The 17026-nt window shown below is 68.1% G+C and carries 16 protein-coding genes and 1 pseudogene; 15 read left to right on the plus strand and 2 right to left on the minus strand.

What is annotated here, in order from left to right; genetic code table 11:
- Positions 1 to 816: pseudogene (locus ACI38Z_RS03775) on the minus strand (hypothetical protein); the annotation flags it as partial.
- A 360-nt stretch (positions 817 to 1176) separates the two neighbouring features.
- On the opposite strand from ACI38Z_RS03775, the gene ACI38Z_RS03780 reads away from it, so the two are divergent.
- From ACI38Z_RS03780 to ACI38Z_RS03815, 8 genes are all read left to right on the plus strand, one after another.
- Entirely contained in the window at positions 1177 to 2166 is a 990-nt protein-coding gene (locus ACI38Z_RS03780; protein WP_439788853.1) for a glutamate ABC transporter substrate-binding protein, read from the plus strand.
- A gap of 139 nt (positions 2167 to 2305) precedes the next feature.
- Positions 2306 to 2965: an amino acid ABC transporter permease gene (locus tag ACI38Z_RS03785; protein WP_439788854.1), complete on the plus strand. Its 660-nt coding sequence runs from the start codon at positions 2306 to 2308 to the stop codon at positions 2963 to 2965.
- Positions 2962 to 3813 (plus strand): amino acid ABC transporter permease, encoded by an 852-nt coding sequence (locus ACI38Z_RS03790; RefSeq protein ID WP_439788855.1) that lies wholly within the window; start codon positions 2962 to 2964, stop codon positions 3811 to 3813. Before ACI38Z_RS03785 ends, ACI38Z_RS03790 begins: the two co-directional genes overlap by 4 nt.
- A gap of 42 nt (positions 3814 to 3855) precedes the next feature.
- A complete protein-coding gene (locus ACI38Z_RS03795) occupies positions 3856 to 4614 on the plus strand; it encodes an amino acid ABC transporter ATP-binding protein (RefSeq protein WP_439788856.1) in 759 nt (252 codons plus the stop codon).
- Positions 4615 to 4630: 16 nt separating this feature from the next.
- Positions 4631 to 4831, plus strand: coding sequence for a hypothetical protein (locus ACI38Z_RS03800; RefSeq protein ID WP_439788857.1), 201 nt, complete (start codon positions 4631 to 4633; stop codon positions 4829 to 4831).
- 111 nt (positions 4832 to 4942) lie between these two features.
- Positions 4943 to 5455, plus strand: a complete 513-nt coding sequence (locus ACI38Z_RS03805) for a hypothetical protein (RefSeq protein WP_439788858.1) — start codon at positions 4943 to 4945, stop codon at positions 5453 to 5455.
- Between the two features lie 11 nt (positions 5456 to 5466).
- On the plus strand, positions 5467 to 6105 hold the full coding sequence (locus tag ACI38Z_RS03810; RefSeq protein ID WP_439788859.1) for a 4'-phosphopantetheinyl transferase family protein: 639 nt from the start codon (positions 5467 to 5469) through the stop codon (positions 6103 to 6105).
- A gap of 67 nt (positions 6106 to 6172) precedes the next feature.
- On the plus strand, positions 6173 to 8896 hold the full coding sequence (locus ACI38Z_RS03815) for an acyltransferase family protein (protein WP_439788860.1): 2724 nt from the start codon (positions 6173 to 6175) through the stop codon (positions 8894 to 8896).
- Between the two features lie 16 nt (positions 8897 to 8912).
- On the opposite strand, the gene ACI38Z_RS03820 is transcribed toward ACI38Z_RS03815, so the two are convergent.
- Positions 8913 to 9977 carry a threonine aldolase family protein gene (locus ACI38Z_RS03820; RefSeq protein ID WP_439788861.1) on the minus strand — a complete coding sequence of 355 codons (1065 nt, stop codon included), beginning with the start codon at positions 9975 to 9977 and terminating at the stop codon, positions 8913 to 8915.
- Positions 9978 to 10156: 179 nt separating this feature from the next.
- On the opposite strand from ACI38Z_RS03820, the gene ACI38Z_RS03825 reads away from it, so the two are divergent.
- From ACI38Z_RS03825 to ACI38Z_RS03855, 7 genes are all read left to right on the plus strand, one after another.
- Positions 10157 to 11071 (plus strand): ABC transporter substrate-binding protein, encoded by a 915-nt coding sequence (locus ACI38Z_RS03825; RefSeq protein ID WP_439788862.1) that lies wholly within the window; start codon positions 10157 to 10159, stop codon positions 11069 to 11071.
- Between the two features lie 3 nt (positions 11072 to 11074).
- Positions 11075 to 12121, plus strand: a complete 1047-nt coding sequence (locus tag ACI38Z_RS03830) for a FecCD family ABC transporter permease (protein ID WP_439788863.1) — start codon at positions 11075 to 11077, stop codon at positions 12119 to 12121.
- Positions 12114 to 12875, plus strand: a complete 762-nt coding sequence (locus ACI38Z_RS03835; protein ID WP_439788869.1) for an ABC transporter ATP-binding protein — start codon at positions 12114 to 12116, stop codon at positions 12873 to 12875. Before ACI38Z_RS03830 ends, ACI38Z_RS03835 begins: the two co-directional genes overlap by 8 nt.
- Before the next feature lie 61 nt (positions 12876 to 12936).
- Positions 12937 to 13992, plus strand: a complete 1056-nt coding sequence (asrA, locus tag ACI38Z_RS03840) for an anaerobic sulfite reductase subunit AsrA (RefSeq protein ID WP_439788864.1) — start codon at positions 12937 to 12939, stop codon at positions 13990 to 13992.
- Positions 13985 to 14794, plus strand: coding sequence for an anaerobic sulfite reductase subunit AsrB (gene asrB, locus ACI38Z_RS03845; protein ID WP_439788865.1), 810 nt, complete (start codon positions 13985 to 13987; stop codon positions 14792 to 14794). Before asrA ends, asrB begins: the two co-directional genes overlap by 8 nt.
- A 9-nt stretch (positions 14795 to 14803) precedes the next feature.
- Positions 14804 to 15793: a sulfite reductase subunit C gene (asrC, locus tag ACI38Z_RS03850; protein WP_439788866.1), complete on the plus strand. Its 990-nt coding sequence runs from the start codon at positions 14804 to 14806 to the stop codon at positions 15791 to 15793.
- Positions 15794 to 15990: 197 nt separating this feature from the next.
- Positions 15991 to 17022 (plus strand): branched-chain amino acid aminotransferase, encoded by a 1032-nt coding sequence (locus ACI38Z_RS03855; protein WP_439788867.1) that lies wholly within the window; start codon positions 15991 to 15993, stop codon positions 17020 to 17022.
- The last annotated feature ends 4 nt before the right edge of the window (positions 17023 to 17026 follow it).

The following is a 17026-nucleotide window of genomic DNA, read 5'->3' on the forward strand; positions in this document are numbered from 1 at the left end:
GACGGGCTTGGCCGCGGGCGCCGCCTTGCGTGACGGCGCGAGGCGCAAGAGGTATGCCGAGCAGGCGATGCCCGCCGCCGCGTAGCCCACGGCCCGGGCCACGGCGGCCGTGATCGTGAAGACGTAGCCGCCGCTGACCTCGGCGGCGGTGCCGATGGCCTGCAGGTCGGCGGGGGTGATGTTGGCGTCCTTGAAGAGGAAGACGAAGTACTGGGCGATGCCCAGCACGAGCATGAGGATGACACCCACGGCCACGGCGCCGCCTCGGCATTGGAAGAGGAAGAAGAGCGTGAGGAGGCCGAGCAGGATGATCACGTACTCGATGGCCACGAACTGCAGGGCGATGCCTTGCCAGTCCGCGTTCCAGGGGCACTCGAGCGCGATGCGCGCGAAGTTGACGGCAAGTGCCATGAGGGCGACGTTTGCGACGAGGCCCACCCAGAAGGCGGCGCGATCGCCCAGGTGGCCGCGCACGAGGGAGACGATGCGCAGGCGCGGCAGCGTGACGGCGGCGCAGGCGAGCGTGGCGCGGAGCGGCGCGTCGAGCGAGCCAGTGGCGCCGGAGTAGAGCCCGCGTGCGCACCACACGTACAGGAACGCGAGGATGGCGAGGTAGGGGAGCGACCAGAGGATGACGCTGGGCCTCACGTGCCGAAGGGCGCGCCGCACGGGGGAGCCGTCCTTCTCGCCCGTAGAGGCGGCGCGGGCGAGAAGCGCGCCGTCGAGCACGGCGTAGCCCAGCGTCACGAGCACGAGCGCCACAAGACATCCCAGTATCAGCGGGCAGAAGACCGCCGACTTCTCTGTTCCCTGCATGCGGATGAACCCCTTACGAACAGCCTGTTTTTCGTCCTGACATTGTAGTTCCGCCGCACGCGCGGTGCCTGAACGCAAGCTGTCGCCACGAGGCCGTCACTCGGGTTATCGACCCCGCCGATAGCCTCCTATGTCAAACGACATATGCAAGAACCGTGCTTTATCTGGGTAAAAGGTAGCTGTTCGTGTACTGAACGGCAGCTCAAGGGCGGTGTATTGCCGCGTCGTTTCGAGTTTGACACATTTCCTAGCAAGTCGGTAGGATTATACGTAAAGGCGCGCGGCGAAGTCCGCGCGGGTGCGTTGCCCGGCACCATGGGAGGGACCGGGCGGTAGGGAACCCCAGAGGAAGGAACCCACATGGCAACTCAGAATCCCCTAGACAAGATCATGTTCAGCAGGCGGCAGGCCCTCGCGGTCGGCCTTGGCGGCGCCGCGGCGCTCGGCCTTGCCGCGTGCGGTGGCTCCAACGGCTCCGACTCATCCTCCAGCAGCTCGTCCTCCTCGACGAAGACGTCCGGCAAGCTGGACAAGACCGCGTACGACAAGCTGATCAAGGAGAGCTCCAAGCAGGCGGACGACGCCACGATTAGCGCCAGCACCTGGGCGTCCAAGGTAAAGAAGGCCGGCAAGCTCCGCGTCGGCGGCGTCCAGACCTCCGAGCTCTTCAGCTATCTGGACGAGAAGGACAACAAGCTCCGCGGCTTCGACGCGGGCCTCTCGCAGCTGCTCGCCGCCTACATCCTGGGCGACTCCTCCAAGATCGACAACACGCAGGTCACGTCCGACACGCGTGAGTCCGTCCTGCAGAACGACCAGGTCGACGCGGTCTTCGCGACGTACAGCATCAACGACGACCGCAAGAAGCTGATCGACTTCGCCGGTCCGTACTTCACCTCGCGCCAGGGCATCCTCGTGCTCGCCTCGAACACGGACATCAAGACCGTGGACGACCTCGCGGGCAAGAAGGTCGCCGTCCAGTCCGGCTCCACCGGCCCGAGCATCGTGAAGGAGGAGGTGCCCAAGGCGGTCCAGAAGCAGTACAAGACCGACGAGGAGGCCCGCGCCGCCCTCGAGCAGCACCGCGTGGACGCCTACATCATCGACCAGACCATGCAGATGGGCTCCATGATCTCGCACCCGGGCAAGTACCGCCTGCTCAAGCAGCTCATCGGCCCGAAGGACAACTACGGCATCGGACTGCCCAAGGGCTCCGACGCCGCCAAGTTCGTGAACGCCTGGCTGCAGAAGGTCGAGGACGACGGCGTGTGGGAGAAGCTCTGGAAGGTCTGCCTGGGCGACCGCATCGGCCAGAAGACCGCCCCGAAGCCGCCCGCGATCGAGGACTAGGGTCACGACACGTTTCATGACTGTTCCAACCCTGATGTTTGGGCACTAGGATGCGAGGCATGAGGGTACAGTCAGACTAGTGCTACGAGGAGGCCTCCGTGCACGCACGGTGGCCTCCACGCTATTGCGGGAGGTGTGCATGAGCTTACAGCAGCTCTTCTCGACGTATGGCGGCATGTACGTGAAGGCGTACGCCGCGACGCTCGAGATGACCGTCATCTCGTTCGCGGGGGCGATGCTCCTGGCGCTCCTGGTCACGGTCGCGCGCGTGTGTCCCATCGCGCCGCTGCGTCGGCTCGGTGACTTCTACGTGCAGGTGTTCAGGAACGTCGCCACGATTTCGCTCCTTGTCATCTTCTACTACGCCTTCCCGTACCTGGGGATCGTTTGGAGCGAGATGACCTGCGTCATCGTTGTCACCATCCTGGTGGCCGCGTCGTTTGGGTCCGAGAACTTCATGAGCGGCATCAACACGATCGGCGTTGGTCAGATCGAGGCGGCGCGCTCGCTCGGCATGAGCTTCGGGCAGATCCTGAGGCAGGTCGTCATCCCGCAGGCGCTGCGCTCCGCCGTGCTGCCCATGACCAACCTCCTGGTCGCCGTCATGCTCACCACGGCCATCGGCTCGCAGGTGCCGCTCAACCCGCAGGAGCTGACGGGACTCGTCTCGTACATCAACACGATGTCCGTGGGCGGCATCCTCCCGTTCGCGGTGTCCGCGCTTCTCTACGCGGGGACCGCGTTCCTCATCGGGCTTGCGGGTAACGCCATCGACAAGAGAGTGAGGATCCTCAGATGAGCGCGTCGTCAGGAAGCGTCTCGATGCGCGATGCGCTCTTCGAGGCACCGGGTCCCAAGACGAGGAAGAAGATCCTCGTCGGCACCATCATCTCGTCCATCGCCATCGCGGCGGTCCTCGTGTGGGTCGTGCTCAGGCTGTACCAGATGGGGCAGTTCGACGCGAGCTACTGGTACTTCTTTGGCGAGTGGAGCACCTGGCGCTTCCTGCTCCAGGGCCTCGCGGGCACGGCGGAGGTCGCCATCACGGCCGGCGTCATCGCACTGGCGCTGGGCATCCTGTTCATGTTCGGGCGCATCAGCAAGAACCGCGTGGTGAGCGGCATCTTCCGCGTGATCATCAACTTCTTCAGGGGCATCCCGTCGCTGCTGCTGATTTACTTCTTCTTCCTGGTCATCCCCAGCTACGGCATAAAGATGCCCGCGTTCTGGATGCTGACGCTGCCCATCTCGCTCACGGCGTCGGGCGTGCTCGCGGAGGTCTTCCGCGCGGGCGTGAACGCCGTGCCCAAGGGCCAGCGCGAGGCGGCGCTCTCGCTGGGCATGACGGAGGGCAAGGTCCTGCGCAAGATCATCCTGCCGCAGGCCATCCGCTACGTCATCCCCTCGCTCATCTCGCAGCTGGTCGTCGTCGTGAAGGATACGTCCGTCGCGTACGTCGTGAGCTTCCCGGACCTCCTGCAGAACGCGAGGGTCCTCATCAGCAACTACGACTCGCTCGTCTCCGTGTACTTTGTGGTCGCGATCATCTACATCCTCATCAACTACGCGATCAACGAGCTCGCGGTGCGCATGGCGCGCCAGAGCGGCACAAAGGTCGTCACGCGCGCGCAGGAGAACCCCGTCTAGCGCCGGCGCGTCCCAGGCACAATCTTTCGAATGGAGCAGGCAATGCCCGAAGTCAAGCAGGATAGCACGCCCATGATCGAGCTCCGCCACGTGCAGAAGCACTTTGGCGACCTCCACGTGCTGAAGGACATAAACCTCAAGGTCGAGAAGGGCGAGGTGGTCGTGCTCATAGGCCCCTCCGGCTCCGGCAAGTCCACGCTCTGCCGCACCATCAACCGGCTCGAGACCATCGACTCCGGCGAGATCCTGATCGACGGCAAGCCGCTTCCGCAGGAGGGCAAGGAGCTCGCCGCCACCCGCGCGGAGATCGGCATGGTGTTCCAGTCGTTCAACCTCTTCGCGCACAAGACGATCCTGGACAACGTGACCATGGGCCCCGTCGAGGTGCTGCACCGCGACCGCAAGGAGGCGGAGGCCGAGGCGATGGAGCTTCTCAGGCGCGTGGGCGTTGCCGAGCAGGCCAAGAAGGTCCCGGCCCAGCTCTCCGGCGGCCAGCAGCAGCGCGTGGCCATCGCGCGCTCGCTCGCGATGCACCCCAAGGCGATGCTCTTCGACGAGCCCACGTCCGCGCTCGACCCCGAGATGATCAACGAGGTGCTCGACGTGATGGTGGGCCTCGCGCGCGAGGGCATGACCATGGTCGTCGTGACGCACGAGATGAGCTTCGCGCGCCGCGTGTCCGACCGCGTCGAGTTCATGGCGGACGGCCAGATCCTCGAGGAGGGCGACCCCAACGAGTTCTTCGACCACCCCAAGACGGAGCGCGCCCGCGAGTTCCTCGAGTCTATCAAGGGCCACTAGGGGAGGCGCCGCACCCATGGCAAAGGAACCGCCTCAGATCGAAAGCTCCTCTCGCATGGACCGCCTGTGGTTCGTAAAGGAGAAGTACCCGTGCATCGCGGACTGCGACCAGTGCGGGCTATGCGCGAGCTTCCACGGACAGGACCCCACCATCGCCTTCAGGGACTACATCGACGGCAAGGCGGCCTTCATTGAGGTCGCCAAGCGCTACCGCTAGCGCATGGCAGCCGTCGGCGCAGTCAGCAATACTTGAACCATCAAGCGAGGAAAGCGGAATCCTCGCATGTCGAATCGACGGTTTCCTCGCATTTTGGAACGGAGGCGGCCCATGGCCGACGCGTGGCAGCAGGCGGACCCGCGCATGCGGCGGCTCGAGGCGCGCCTTGCCGAGCGCGGGCTGCGTGCGCGCCGCCTGAGGCTGGGCCCGGGTAGCGAGCCGGAGCGCCTGCTCGACGCGACGCGCGGGCAGCGCAGCGTGATTGCGCACGCCAAGGGCATGCCGTGGAGCGGCGCGAACTCGTGCGCCGCGTGGGTGGAGGACGTGTTCGTGTGGTCCGGCATGGGCCGCGAGGAGGGCGACGCCCGCGAGCTCTACGAGCGCCACTGCACGCTGACCGACCCCGCCGAGCTGCGCGTGGGCATGATCGTGGCGGTCCCCACCTGCCCGTACAGCACGGAGGCCCTGCGTCACGGGCACGTGGCGCTCTATGTCGGCGACGGCATGGTGATGGACAGCGCGGACCGCGGCGTGCGCACGGTTCCGCTCGCGCTCTGGTACGAGGCGTATGGCGTGACGGCGGAGCCGCGCTGGGGCTGGATGCGCGGCATCCCGCTCGCGTGAGGGGGCAGACGGTGGAGAAGATCGTGGTGCACGTGCTCGAGACCTCGTCCCTGGTGGGGCTCGAGGATGCCTGCAGGCAGGTCATCGCGCCGCGCTATCGCGAGCGCGCGAACGTGGGGCCAGAGGCGCGCAGGCTCGAGGCGCTGGGCACGGGCCTCCTGGCGCGGTGCCTGCTGGGCGTGCGCGCGGACGGGGACCTCGTGCTGGGCGAGTACGGCAAGCCGAGCGTCCCGGGCGCGCCGGAGTTCAACCTATCAAACGACGCGGGCCTCGTGGTGCTGGCCATGGGTTCCGTGGGCGGGCCGGCGGTCGGCGTGGACGTGGAGGAGGTGCCCGCCCGCTACCGCCACGTGGAGGAGCTCCTGGCCCGCAAGTACTACGACCAGGAGGAGCTCGCGGCCATCGGAGACGGCAGCACGCGCGAGGGGCGCATCGCCTACGCGCGCGCCTGGACGCGGCGCGAGGCGATCCTCAAGGCCATGGGCACGGGGCTCGCCGTGAGCCCGCGCAAGCACCCCGAGGTGCTCGAGGGCTGGGAGCTGCGGTCGCGCCTTTTGGACGACGCGGTGCTCACGTGCGCGATGCGCGAGCCATTTTGCATGAAAATAGTTCCCCATAACGCGTCTGACCTGCTGAATTGCAGCCAATAGACTGCTAGAATGTCCTCGTTTTATGGTATGCGGGCATTCCGCACATACGTGACGCGAAGGTAGGCACATGGCGGGTGGGAGCACGAGGCGCGGCACGGCGCACGTAACTGCGCAGCCGGCAAGGGCGGCGCAGCCGCAGCAACGGCGCCAGCAGCGCCAGCCGGAGCGGCCGGCGTCGGGCAAGCGCTATGTGACGTCGCTCGACGGCCTGCGTGCGATCTGCGCTCTGGGCGTCGTCTTCTACCACATGGGCCTTTCCTGGTGCGGCGGCGGACTGCTGGGCGTGACCGTGCTCTTCGTGCTTTCCGGCTACCTTGCGACGGCGGGGCTCCTCTCTGAGCTCAGGCGCAGCGGCACCATCCGTCTTGGCTCCTACTGGCTGCGCCGCATCAAGCGGCTGCTTCCCACGTGCATCGCCTTCGTAATCGTGACGGCCGCCCTGTGCACCGCCCTCGACCACCAGCTGCTCACCAAGATGCGCCCGGACATCGTGCCCGCGCTCCTGATGGTCCTCAACTGGGCCAAGATCCTGCGGCACGAGTCGTACTTCGCGGCGGCGGGTGCTCCCTCGCCCCTCACGCACTTCTGGTCGCTTGCGATCGAGTTCCAGTTCTACCTCGTGTGGCCCGTCGTGCTGCTGCTCGCCATGAGGGCCTCGCGCACGCGCGCGCAGGCGCGCAACGCCCGTGACGGCTCCGCGCGCACGCCGGAGCGCTCCGCCCGCGCGCAGGCCTTTGCGGCGCGGCTGGGCGGCCACCCCGCCATCGTGATCGGCCTCGCGCTGGGGACCATCGCCTCCGCCGTGGCCATGGCGCTCCTGTACGTGCCGCAGGCGGACCCGTCGCGCGCGTACTACGGAACGGACACCCGCTGCCAGAGCCTGCTTCTGGGCAGCCTGCTTGCCTTTGTGTGGCCGTTTGGCGAGAAGAGCCAGTCCACGGTGCAGGGCGGCCCCGCATGGCGGCGCCCGGTTGCGGAGCTCGCGGCCGCGGGCTCCGTGGTGGCCCTTGTCTGGCTGATGGCCACGACCGAGGGCTATACGTCCTTCTCGTACTACGGCGGCATCCTGCTGTGCTCGGCCATCAGCGCCGTGGCGATCGCCGCGCTGGTGCCGTACGGCACCGTGACCGAGCGCGTGCTCTCCGTCAAGTCGCTCGCGTGGGTGGGCTCGCGCTCGTTCGCGATCTACATCTGGCACTATCCCATCGTGGAGCTCATGCAGCCGCGCAACGCCACCCTGGCGCCGCCCGCGTGGCAGGTGCTGCTGGAGCTCGCGATCGTGCTCGCGGCGGCGGAGCTCAGCTACCGCCTGGTTGAGGAACCGTTGCGCAAGGGGAGCGTCGCGCAGTGGTTCCGTGAGCTCGCGCGTCCCGTCGCGCCGGCGGTCGCCGCGGCCGCGGCTCGCCCGGAGTCCGCAGCTGGTCGCCAGGGGGAGGGCCGTCCCTCTCGCCCGATGCGTCGTGAGGCCACGCCCCGCGCCACGTTGCGGCAGGGGAGCCCGCGCGGCACTGGTGCCGCTCGCAACCGCCGCGATCGGCAGCATGATGCCGCTCCGCAGGGTCGCCTTGTCGCCCTGGGCCACGCCCTCGCGCGCACGCCGCGCGGCGTGCTGCCGGCGGCGGTGTGCCTGGTGGCCGTGCTGGGGCTCGCGCTCGTGCCCGCGCAGGCGGCCGTGGGTGGCGCGCCCGAAGCCCAGCGCGTGAGCTCGGCCACGCTCCTCAAGCCGCTCACGTCCGGCACGTATGACGTGGTGCTCATTGGCGACTCCGTCTCGCTCGGCGCGAAGGACGCCTTCAACGCGGCCTTCCCGTACGGGATCATCGACGCCAAGGTGGGTCGGCAGGCCTCGGCGGCGCTCGACACGTACAAGGCGTACGGCGACAAGGGCGTCGTGGGCGACACCGTGATCTTCTCCATAGGCTCAAACGGGGCGCTCACCCAGGGCGACCTCGACGCCATCTACAAGGCCGTGGGCACCAGGCGCAAGATCTGGTTCGTGAACAACCGCGTGCCCAAGGCCTGGTGCAGTGCCAACAACAGCCTGCTCAAGAGCTTTAGCGACGCGCACAAGAACGTGGGCCTGATCGACTGGTACTCCTACTCGTCCGGCCACGACGACTGGTTCTGGGACGACGGCACGCACCTGCGCCCGCAGTACGCGCAGAACCTGATCGACCTCATCGTCAAGACCACGGGCTACGTCAAGCCCACGCGCCAGAACACCACGTACAGCGCCGTGGTGCTGGGCGACGCCACCACGGCCGCCGCCTCCGAGGAGCTGAGTGCCCTCATGCCGCAGGCCATGATCGACTGCGCCACGGGCCGCGACGCCGATGCCTGCGCCAAGAGCTGGAAGTCCTACGTCAAGGCTAGCACCGCGGGCGACGTCGCGGTGATCGACCCGGACGACGGCTCCCCGTTTGACGAGAAGGACGTGGACGCCATCCTCGACGCCATCGGCTCGAAGGTGACCGTCTACGTGGTGACCGGCCGCTCGCAGGCCCCGTACTGCAAGGCGAACAACGCCGCGATCAAGGCGGCGGCCAAGGGTCGCAAGAACGTGACGGTCGTGGACTGGTACAAGGCCTCGGCCGGGCACGACGCGTACCTCTCGTCCGACGGGGCGTCGCTCACCAAGGCGGGGCGCACGGCCTACGCAAGGCTCGTGGCCGCCGCCGTGAAGAAGTCGACGGCCACGAGCTCGACCACCACGGCCACGAGCTCGAGTTCGACCACGAGCCCGACCGCGACCGCGGCCACGACCGACGCGTCGACCTCCGCCGCGGCGTAGGCGGGCGGCGCCGCTGCTACGCGACGCGCTTCGCGAGGGCCAGGAGGTCGAGGACGTCCTGCTCCTCGCTTGCCCAGGACGTGACGAAGCGCACGACGCGCCGGCCGTCGTCGAGGACGTAGAACGTCTCGCACCCCACGGCCTGCTCAAAGGCGGCCTGCTGCTCGGGCGTGACCGCAAAGAACTGCTGGTTGGAGGCCGAGTGGCCGTACGGCTCGTAGCCCAGGGCCACAAGGCCGTCGCGCAGCTGCCCTGCCAGGGCGTTTGCGTGCCGGGCGAGCCGCCAGTACGGAACCTCGCCCCCCTGGTCCGCGTTGGCCGGGTCGAGGGCCGCCTCGAACTGCACGCCCAGCAGGCGCCCCTTTGCCATGAGGCCGCCGCGCTCCTTCTGCAGGTAGGGGAAGGCCTCGCGCAGGCGCGGGTCGCGGATGACCATCGCCTCGCCAAAGAGCATGCCGTTCTTGGTTCCGCCCAGGTAGAACGCGTCCACCGTGTGCGCGATGTGCTCGAGCGTGAGGTCGTTCTCGCTCGAGGTGAGGGCGGATGCGAGCCGCGCGCCGTCGAGGAAGACCGTGAGGCCGTGGCCGTGCGCCCAGTCGCAGATGGCGTCAAGCCGCTCGCGCGTCCACACGCCGCCCACCTCGGTCGTGTCCGTGACGTAGACGGCGGCCGGGCGCGTCATGTGGCGGCCGGTCGAGGTCTGGAACCGCCAGACGCGCTCCGCCTCCGCGGGGGAGAGGAAGCCGTCGGCGTCGCGCGTGGGGAGGGGCGTCCTGCCCGTGGCGGCAAGGGCGCCGGTCTCGTGCACCACGATGTGCGCGTCCGGCGTGCAGATGACGCCCTCCCAGTCTCGCAGCATGCCGCTGAGCGCAATCACGTTGGCGGACGTGCCGCCCACGCAGAACTCCACGTCGGCCTCGTCCTCCAAAAGCCCACAGGCCTCGCGGATGAGCTTGCGCGCCCGCTCGCAGTGCGGGTCGCCCTCGGTGTAGCCCACGCACTGCTCGGCGTTGGTGTCCACCAGGGCCTGCAGGATCTGGGGCGCGGCGCCCTCGGAGTAGTCGTTCCTCAGCATGTGCATGGCGTCTCCCGTCTGTGGTGGGTTGCGGTGGGGCGGGCGGCGTGGCCCGTACGCACCATCTTACGGCGCCGCGGCGCGCACTGGCGGAATCCTTACTGTTACCGCGGCAACATCGTTTGCCGCTCAGGTACGATAACCTTGTCTGATGTCTTTTTGCAGGCACTGCTTGGGGGGTACGCATGCTGGACAGAAGGGAATTCCTGACCTGCTCGCTCGGGATGGCGGGGCTGTTCCTGGCGGGGTGCTCAACGTCCGGCACGGCGGGGGACGACTCGTCGTCCTCGGGCACGTCCGCGTCCGCAAAGTCCTCCACGCTCAAGGTCGTGGCGCTCTCGGAGTCTCTCGCGGACATCGCGCTCCTCTCCGGCGCCAAGGTCGTGGGCTACACCTCGGACGCGGCGGAGCTCAAGGGCATCCCGTCCTCGGCAAAGGCCGTCGGCACCCTCGTGCGTCCCAACCTGGAGCAGATCGTGGCGCTCAAGCCCGACCTGGTGCTCCTCTCGGCGGACATCCCCCCGCAGGCCAAGCTCGAGTCCGGCCTCAGGCAGGCCAAGATCTCCTACAAAAACGTCCTGGTCAACTCGTTTGCCGACTACAGGAAGATCATGCGCACGCTCACGGGCAAGACCGGCAGGTCGGACCTCTACAACAAGAACGTGACCAAGGTCGCCTCCCGCATCGCCAAGGTGAGGAAGCAGGGCGCCAGCCTCCCCAAGGTCACCTACCTGGCCATCCGCATGTCCTCCTCCACCGAGCGCGTCCTCAAGTCCGGCACCCACTTCGCGTGCGAGGTGTTCGACGGCATGCGCATGACCAACGTGGCCACGGACACCACCGCCCTCGACAACCTCTCCGTCGAGGCGATCGTCGCGGCAAACCCGCACTACATCCTCGTCACGCCCATGGGCGACGAGACCGAGGCGCAGGACGCCTTCAAGCAGGCCTTCGAGTCCAAGCCCGGCTGGTCCACGCTCGACGCGGTCAAGGCCGGCCGCGTGCACATGCTCCCCAAGGACCTCTTCCAGCTCAAGCCCAACGAGCGCTGGGACGAGGCCTACCGGTACGTGCTCGACATGCGCAAGAAGGAAGGCTAGCCCATGACGGGCGAGAAGGACGCACCCCCGCTCCCCAAGGCGTCGGCTTGGCCCCACGCCTGGCTGCTTGCGGGCATCGTCGTCCTTCTCGCCGTCTCCATCGCGTCGCTCGTCGTGGGGACGTCGCAGCTCTCCGCGTCCTCGCTCGCGGCGGCGCTCGCCGCGGGACCGGGCGGCGCCTCCACGGTCGCGACCATCCTGTGGGGCGTCCGCATGCCGCGTCTGCTCGCGGCGTTGCTCTGCGGCTGCGCGCTCTCGTGCTCGGGCCTGCTGCTTCAGGCCGCGCTCGACAACAGCCTCGCCGCGCCCAGCGTCATGGGCGTCAACTCCGGCGCGGGGCTCCTCTGCCTGCTTGCGGGGATCGTCGCCCCGTACTCTGCCGCGGCGCGCCAGCTGGGCTCCTTCGCGGGCGCGCTCCTCGCGGCGCTCCTGGTGTTCGCCGTGTCGCGGCGCGCCGGAACCAGCAAGACCACGCTCGTGCTCGCGGGAGTCGCCGTGTCCAGCCTCATGAGCGCCGGGATCGACGCCATAGTGACCGTGCGGCCCGACGTGGTGGCGGACCGCGTCTCGTTCACGCTCGGCTCCGTGGCCGGCGTCTCGTACGCGCAGCTCGCGGCCGCGGCGGTGCCCGTGGCGGCCTGCCTCGTGCCGGCGTTCCTCATCGGCGTGGGCGTGGACGCGCTCTCGCTGGGTGACGAGGTCGCGCACGGCCTGGGCGTCAACGTCAGGGCCTACCGCCTGGGCGCCCTCGCGCTCGCGGCCCTGCTCGCGGCCAGCGCGGTATCCGTCTGCGGCCTCGTGAGCTTCCTCGGCCTGATCGTGCCCAACGTGGTGCGCCTGCGCCTGCGCTGCGGCCTGCGCGGCCGCCTTGCCGCCACCGCCGTGTGGGGCGCCGCGTTCCTGGCGCTCTGCGACCTCGTGGCGCGCACCGTGCTCTATCCCTACGAGCTCCCGGTCGGCCTCGTGCTGTCGCTCTTGGGCGCGCCGTTCTTCATCTTCCTGCTCGTGCGGCGCCGCCACGGCCTGGGCGGGGGTGGTCTTGGTGCTTGAGGTCTCCGGCATGGCCGCGGGTTACGGCGGCGCCTTCGCGCTCGACGTCCCCGTGCTCGGGTTTCCCGACGGCTGCGTGAGCGCCATCGTGGGCAGGAACGGCTGCGGCAAGTCCACGCTCCTCAAGACGCTCGCGGCGCTGCTCCCGTACCGGGGGAGCGTCCGCGTGGAGGGGCGCGAGCTGCGCGACCTCTCCCACACGGAGCGCGCGCGGCACGTGGCGTACCTGCCGCAGCAGCTGCCCGTCGCCGCGATGGACGTGGTCACGCTCGTGCGCCACGGCCGCTTCGCGCGCATGGGCGCCTCCAAGGTGCTCGGCGCGCAGGACCACGCCGCCGTGCGCGAGGCGATGGAGGCCACCGGCACCTGGGAGCTCGCGACCAAGCGCCTGGCTCAGGTCTCAGGGGGCGAGCTCCAGCGCGCCTACATCGCGATGGTCATGGCTCAGGGCGCGCGCACGCTCCTGCTGGACGAGCCGGCGTCTCACCTGGACCCTGCCCGCCAGGTGGAGCTCATGGCACTTCTCGACCGCCTCGCCAAGGGAGGGCGCTGCGTTGTGCTGGCCTCGCACGACCTGCCGTCGGCGTTCTCCGCGGCCGGGCGCGTGGTGGTGATGGAGGGGGGCACGGTCGCGTGCTGCGGCCCGCCCGCAGACGTGGCGGCGCGCACGGGGGAGCTCCGGCGCGCGCTGGGGGTCACGGTCAGGCGGGAGCAGGCAGAGGGGCTCCTCTGGCCGTACGTGTTGGCAAGGTAGCTGGTCCGCCGGCTTGGGATTGCGCGGCAGCGGACGGCGCCGCGGAAGAGGAAGGAAGAACATGGGATACGTGCTTGACAAGGAGGGCCTCAACCGGACGCTCGACGCCCTGTCAAAGGACTTCCTCCTGTACGCGCCCGTCCGGAAGGTGGGCGAGGGTCGCTTCACGGACGTGGACGTCGTCCGCTACGACTTCGTGCGCTCGGTGGACCAGATCGAGCTCGACGCCAAGAGCGACTACAGCTTCAAGGAGATCCTGACGCCGCTCTCGCAGACGCTCCTCTACTTCACGGAGGACGAGGTGCACGAGGCGGGCGGCCTGGGCGCGCCGGCGTCCCCGGCGGGCACGGCCGACGACCGCCCCGTGATCGTGTTCCTGCGCGCGTGCGACCTGCACGCCGTGCGGCGCCTCGACCAGATGTACCTGGGCAACGGCCCCACGGACACGTTCTACGCGCGCATCCGCGACCGCGTGCGCTTTGCCCTGCTTGGCTGCGACCACGCCTTTGCGAGCTGCTTCTGCCTCGACATGGGCACCAACGTCGCGCCCGAGGGGTGGCTCTTCTCGCTCGACCGCGCCGGAGAGGGCTTTGCCTGCGCCGTCGAGGACGATGCCCTGAGGCCGGCCTTTGCCGCCAACGCCCAGGGCGAGAGGGACGTGACCCCCGCGCACGTGACCCAAAACGAGGTGCACGTCCGCGTGCCGTCCAAGGTCCCCAACTCGATCTACAAGGACCCGCTGTGGGACGAGTACGACAGCCGCTGCATCGAGTGCGGCCGCTGCTGCATCGTGTGCCCCACCTGCACCTGCTTCACCATGCAGGACGTGTTCTACACGGACAACGGCCGCGTGGGCGAGCGGCGCCGCGTGCAGGCCAGCTGCATGATCGACGGCTACACCAACGTCGCGGGCGGCGGCCAGTACCGCAGGAAGGCCGGCGAGCGCATGCGCTTCAAGGTGCTGCACAAGGTGTGGGACTTCCGCCAGCGCTTTGGCTACGACATGTGCGTGGGCTGCGGCCGCTGCGACGACGTGTGCCCGGAGTACATCAGCTTCGCGGCGATCGTGAACAAGCTGACGGATGCCTGCGAGCGCGAGGAGGCCAAGGATGAGTAGCCAGACCATGCACGCGAACCCCTACGTCCCGTTTCCCTCGCGGGTGCTCGAGGTGATCCGCCACACCAAGAAGGAGTACACCTTCCGCATGGCGTTCCACGGCGACGTCAGGCCCGGGCAGTTCTTCGAGGTGTCCGTCCCCAAGTTCGGCGAGGCGCCCATCAGCGTGAGCGGCATCGTGCCCGGCGAGTCCGTGGACCTCACCATCCGCCGCGTCGGCCGCGTCACCAACGAGATGTTCGACACCTACGCAGGCCAGACCCTGCTGCTGCGCGGTCCCTACGGCAACGGCTTCGACGTGAGCCGCTACGTGGACGGCGAGTGCGTGGTCGTGGCGGGCGGCACGGGCGTGAGCCCCGTCCGCGGCGTGATCGAGGCGCTGGCCGCAAGCGCGACCCCGCGCGACAAGCACGTGATCGTGGGCTTCCGCAGCCCGGACGACCTGCTCTTCCGCGACGACCTCAAGCGCTGGGACAAGGCGCTCGACCTCACGCTCACGGTGGACGCGGCGCCCGAGGGCTACGCGGGCAACGTGGGCCTCGTAACCAAGTACATCCCCGACCTGCCCCTGCGCGACCCCTCCACGGCCCAGGCCGTGGTCGTCGGGCCCCCGCCGATGATGCACTTCACGGTGCTCGGCCTCCTGTCCCGCGGCTTTGCGGAGCAGAACATCTGGGTCAGCCAGGAGCGCAAGATGTGCTGCGGCCTGGGCAAGTGCGGACACTGCCGCATAGGCGAGAAGTACGTGTGCCTCGACGGCCCCGTCTTCAACTACACCGAGAGCAAGGACATGCTCGACTAGGAGGGCAACATGATTCAGGACGTCAACGTAAAGGCGCTGAAGAAGAACGCCTTCCGCCAGAGCAAGGTGCGCGGCGAGACCGCGAGCCGCGTGCGCGTGCCCGGCGGCCTCGTGAGCGCCAAGAGCATGGCGCGCATCGTGGAGATCGCGGAGGAGTTCGGCAACGGCGAGATCTTCCTCACCAACCGCCAGGGCGTGGAGATCCCGGGCATCAAGCTCGAGGACATGCCCAAGGTGAACGCGCTCCTGCAGCAGATCATCGAGGACATGCAGATCAACCAGGAGGACACGGCCCACGGCTACCTGGCGAGCGGCACGCGCAACGTGGTGGCCTGCCCGGGCAAGCGCCTGTGCCCGTTTGGCTGCTACGACACCACGGCCTTCGCGCAGCGCATGGACCACGAGATCTTCCCCAACAACCGCCACGTCAAGGTGGCCTTCACGGGCTGCTCCAACGACTGCGCGCACGTGGCCCTGAACGACTTTGGCATCATCGGCATGACGGAGCCGCAGTACGACCCCACGCGCTGCATCGGCTGCGGGCAGTGCGTCAACTGGTGCCAGCGCCGCTCCGTGAGCGCGCTCAAGCTCGTGAACGACAAGGTGGTGCGCGACGAGGAGCGCTGCATCGGCTGCGGCGTGTGCGTGGTGTACTGCCCCACGCGCGCCTGGACCAGGAGCCCGGAGCACTACTTCCGCCTCAAGATCATGGGCCGCACCGGCAAGCAGAACCCGCGCCTGGGCCAGGACTGGCTGCGCTGGGTGGACGAGGACTCCATCATCAAGATCGTGAAGAACACCTACGCCTTCATCGAGGAGTACATCAACCCCAACGCGCCGGAGGGTAAGGAGCACATCGGCTACATCGTGGACCGCGTGGGCTTTGACGAGTTCTGCAAGTGGGCGCTCAAGGACGTGGAGCTGCCCGAGAAGTGCGAGCGCGCGACCCGCGTGTACTGGGGCGGGAAGCACTACGACCGCGAAAACGACCTCAGGTAGGGGAGCCGTCCCTCTCGCCCGCGAAGACGCCGCATGCCGCGGCGGGCGGGAGGGACGCGTGCCCATGGGCGCACCTGCGTGTGTTTCAGACACGTCTCAAGCGCGTGATATACGCGTCACATCCAATTTGCCGTAGTAGACTCTTTTCCACCTCGCGCGGGGGCGCGTGGTTAAAGGTTCTATCTAAGGAGTTTGAGATGGAGAAGAAGGACATCGACTGGGGCAGCCTCGGCTTTGCCTACCAGCCCACGGACTACAGCTACGTTTCCAACTACAAGGACGGCAAGTGGGACGAGGGGACCCTCACGAAGGACCACACCGTGACGCTCTCCGAGTGCGCCGGCCTTCTCCACTACTGCCAGGAGGTCTTCGAGGGCCTGAAGGCATACACGACCGAGAATGGCGACATCGTCTGCTTCCGACCGGACCAGAACGCACAGCGCATGCATGACTCCGCAGAGCGCATCGTGATGCCCCCGTTCCCCGTCGACCGCTTCGTGGACGCCGTGGAGCAGGTCGTGAAGGCCAACGCCGCCTGGGTGCCGCCCTTTGGCACCGGCGCCACGCTCTACATCCGCCCGCTCATGTTCGCGACCGGCAACGTCATCGGCGTGAAGCCCGCCGACGAGTACCAGTTCCGCATCCTCGTGACGCCCGTGGGCGCCTACTACAAGGGCGGCGTGAAGCCGGTCAAGGTGCAGGTCTCGCAGTACGACCGCGCGGCACCGCACGGCACCGGCAACATCAAGGCCGGCCTGAACTACGCCATGTCCCTCTACCCGAGCGTCCTCGCGCACAAGGCGGGCTATGCGGACAACATGTTCCTCGACCCGCAGACCCGCACCTACGTGGAGGAGTCCGGCGGCGCCAACTTCCTCTTCGTGAAGAAGGACGGCACGCTGGTGGTTCCCAAGTCCGCCACGAACTCCATCCTTCCCTCCATCACCCGTCGCTCCCTCGTGGACGTCGCCGAGAAGATGCTGGGCATGAAGGTCGAGCAGCGTCAGGTCCGCTTTGACGAGATCGACCAGTTTGTCGAGTGCGGCATGTGCGGCACCGCTGCCGTGATCAGCCCCGTGGGTGAGGTCGACAACGGCGACCAGAAGATCGTCTATGGCATGGAGCACGTCGGCCCCGTGATGAAGAAGCTGCGCGAGACCCTGACCGGCATCCAGTCCGGCGAGATCCCCGACCAGTTTGGCTGGGTCCACAAGATCGACGTGGAGTAGCCGC

This window comes from Parafannyhessea sp. (assembly GCF_051876455.1).
Classification (GTDB): domain Bacteria; phylum Actinomycetota; class Coriobacteriia; order Coriobacteriales; family Atopobiaceae; genus Parafannyhessea.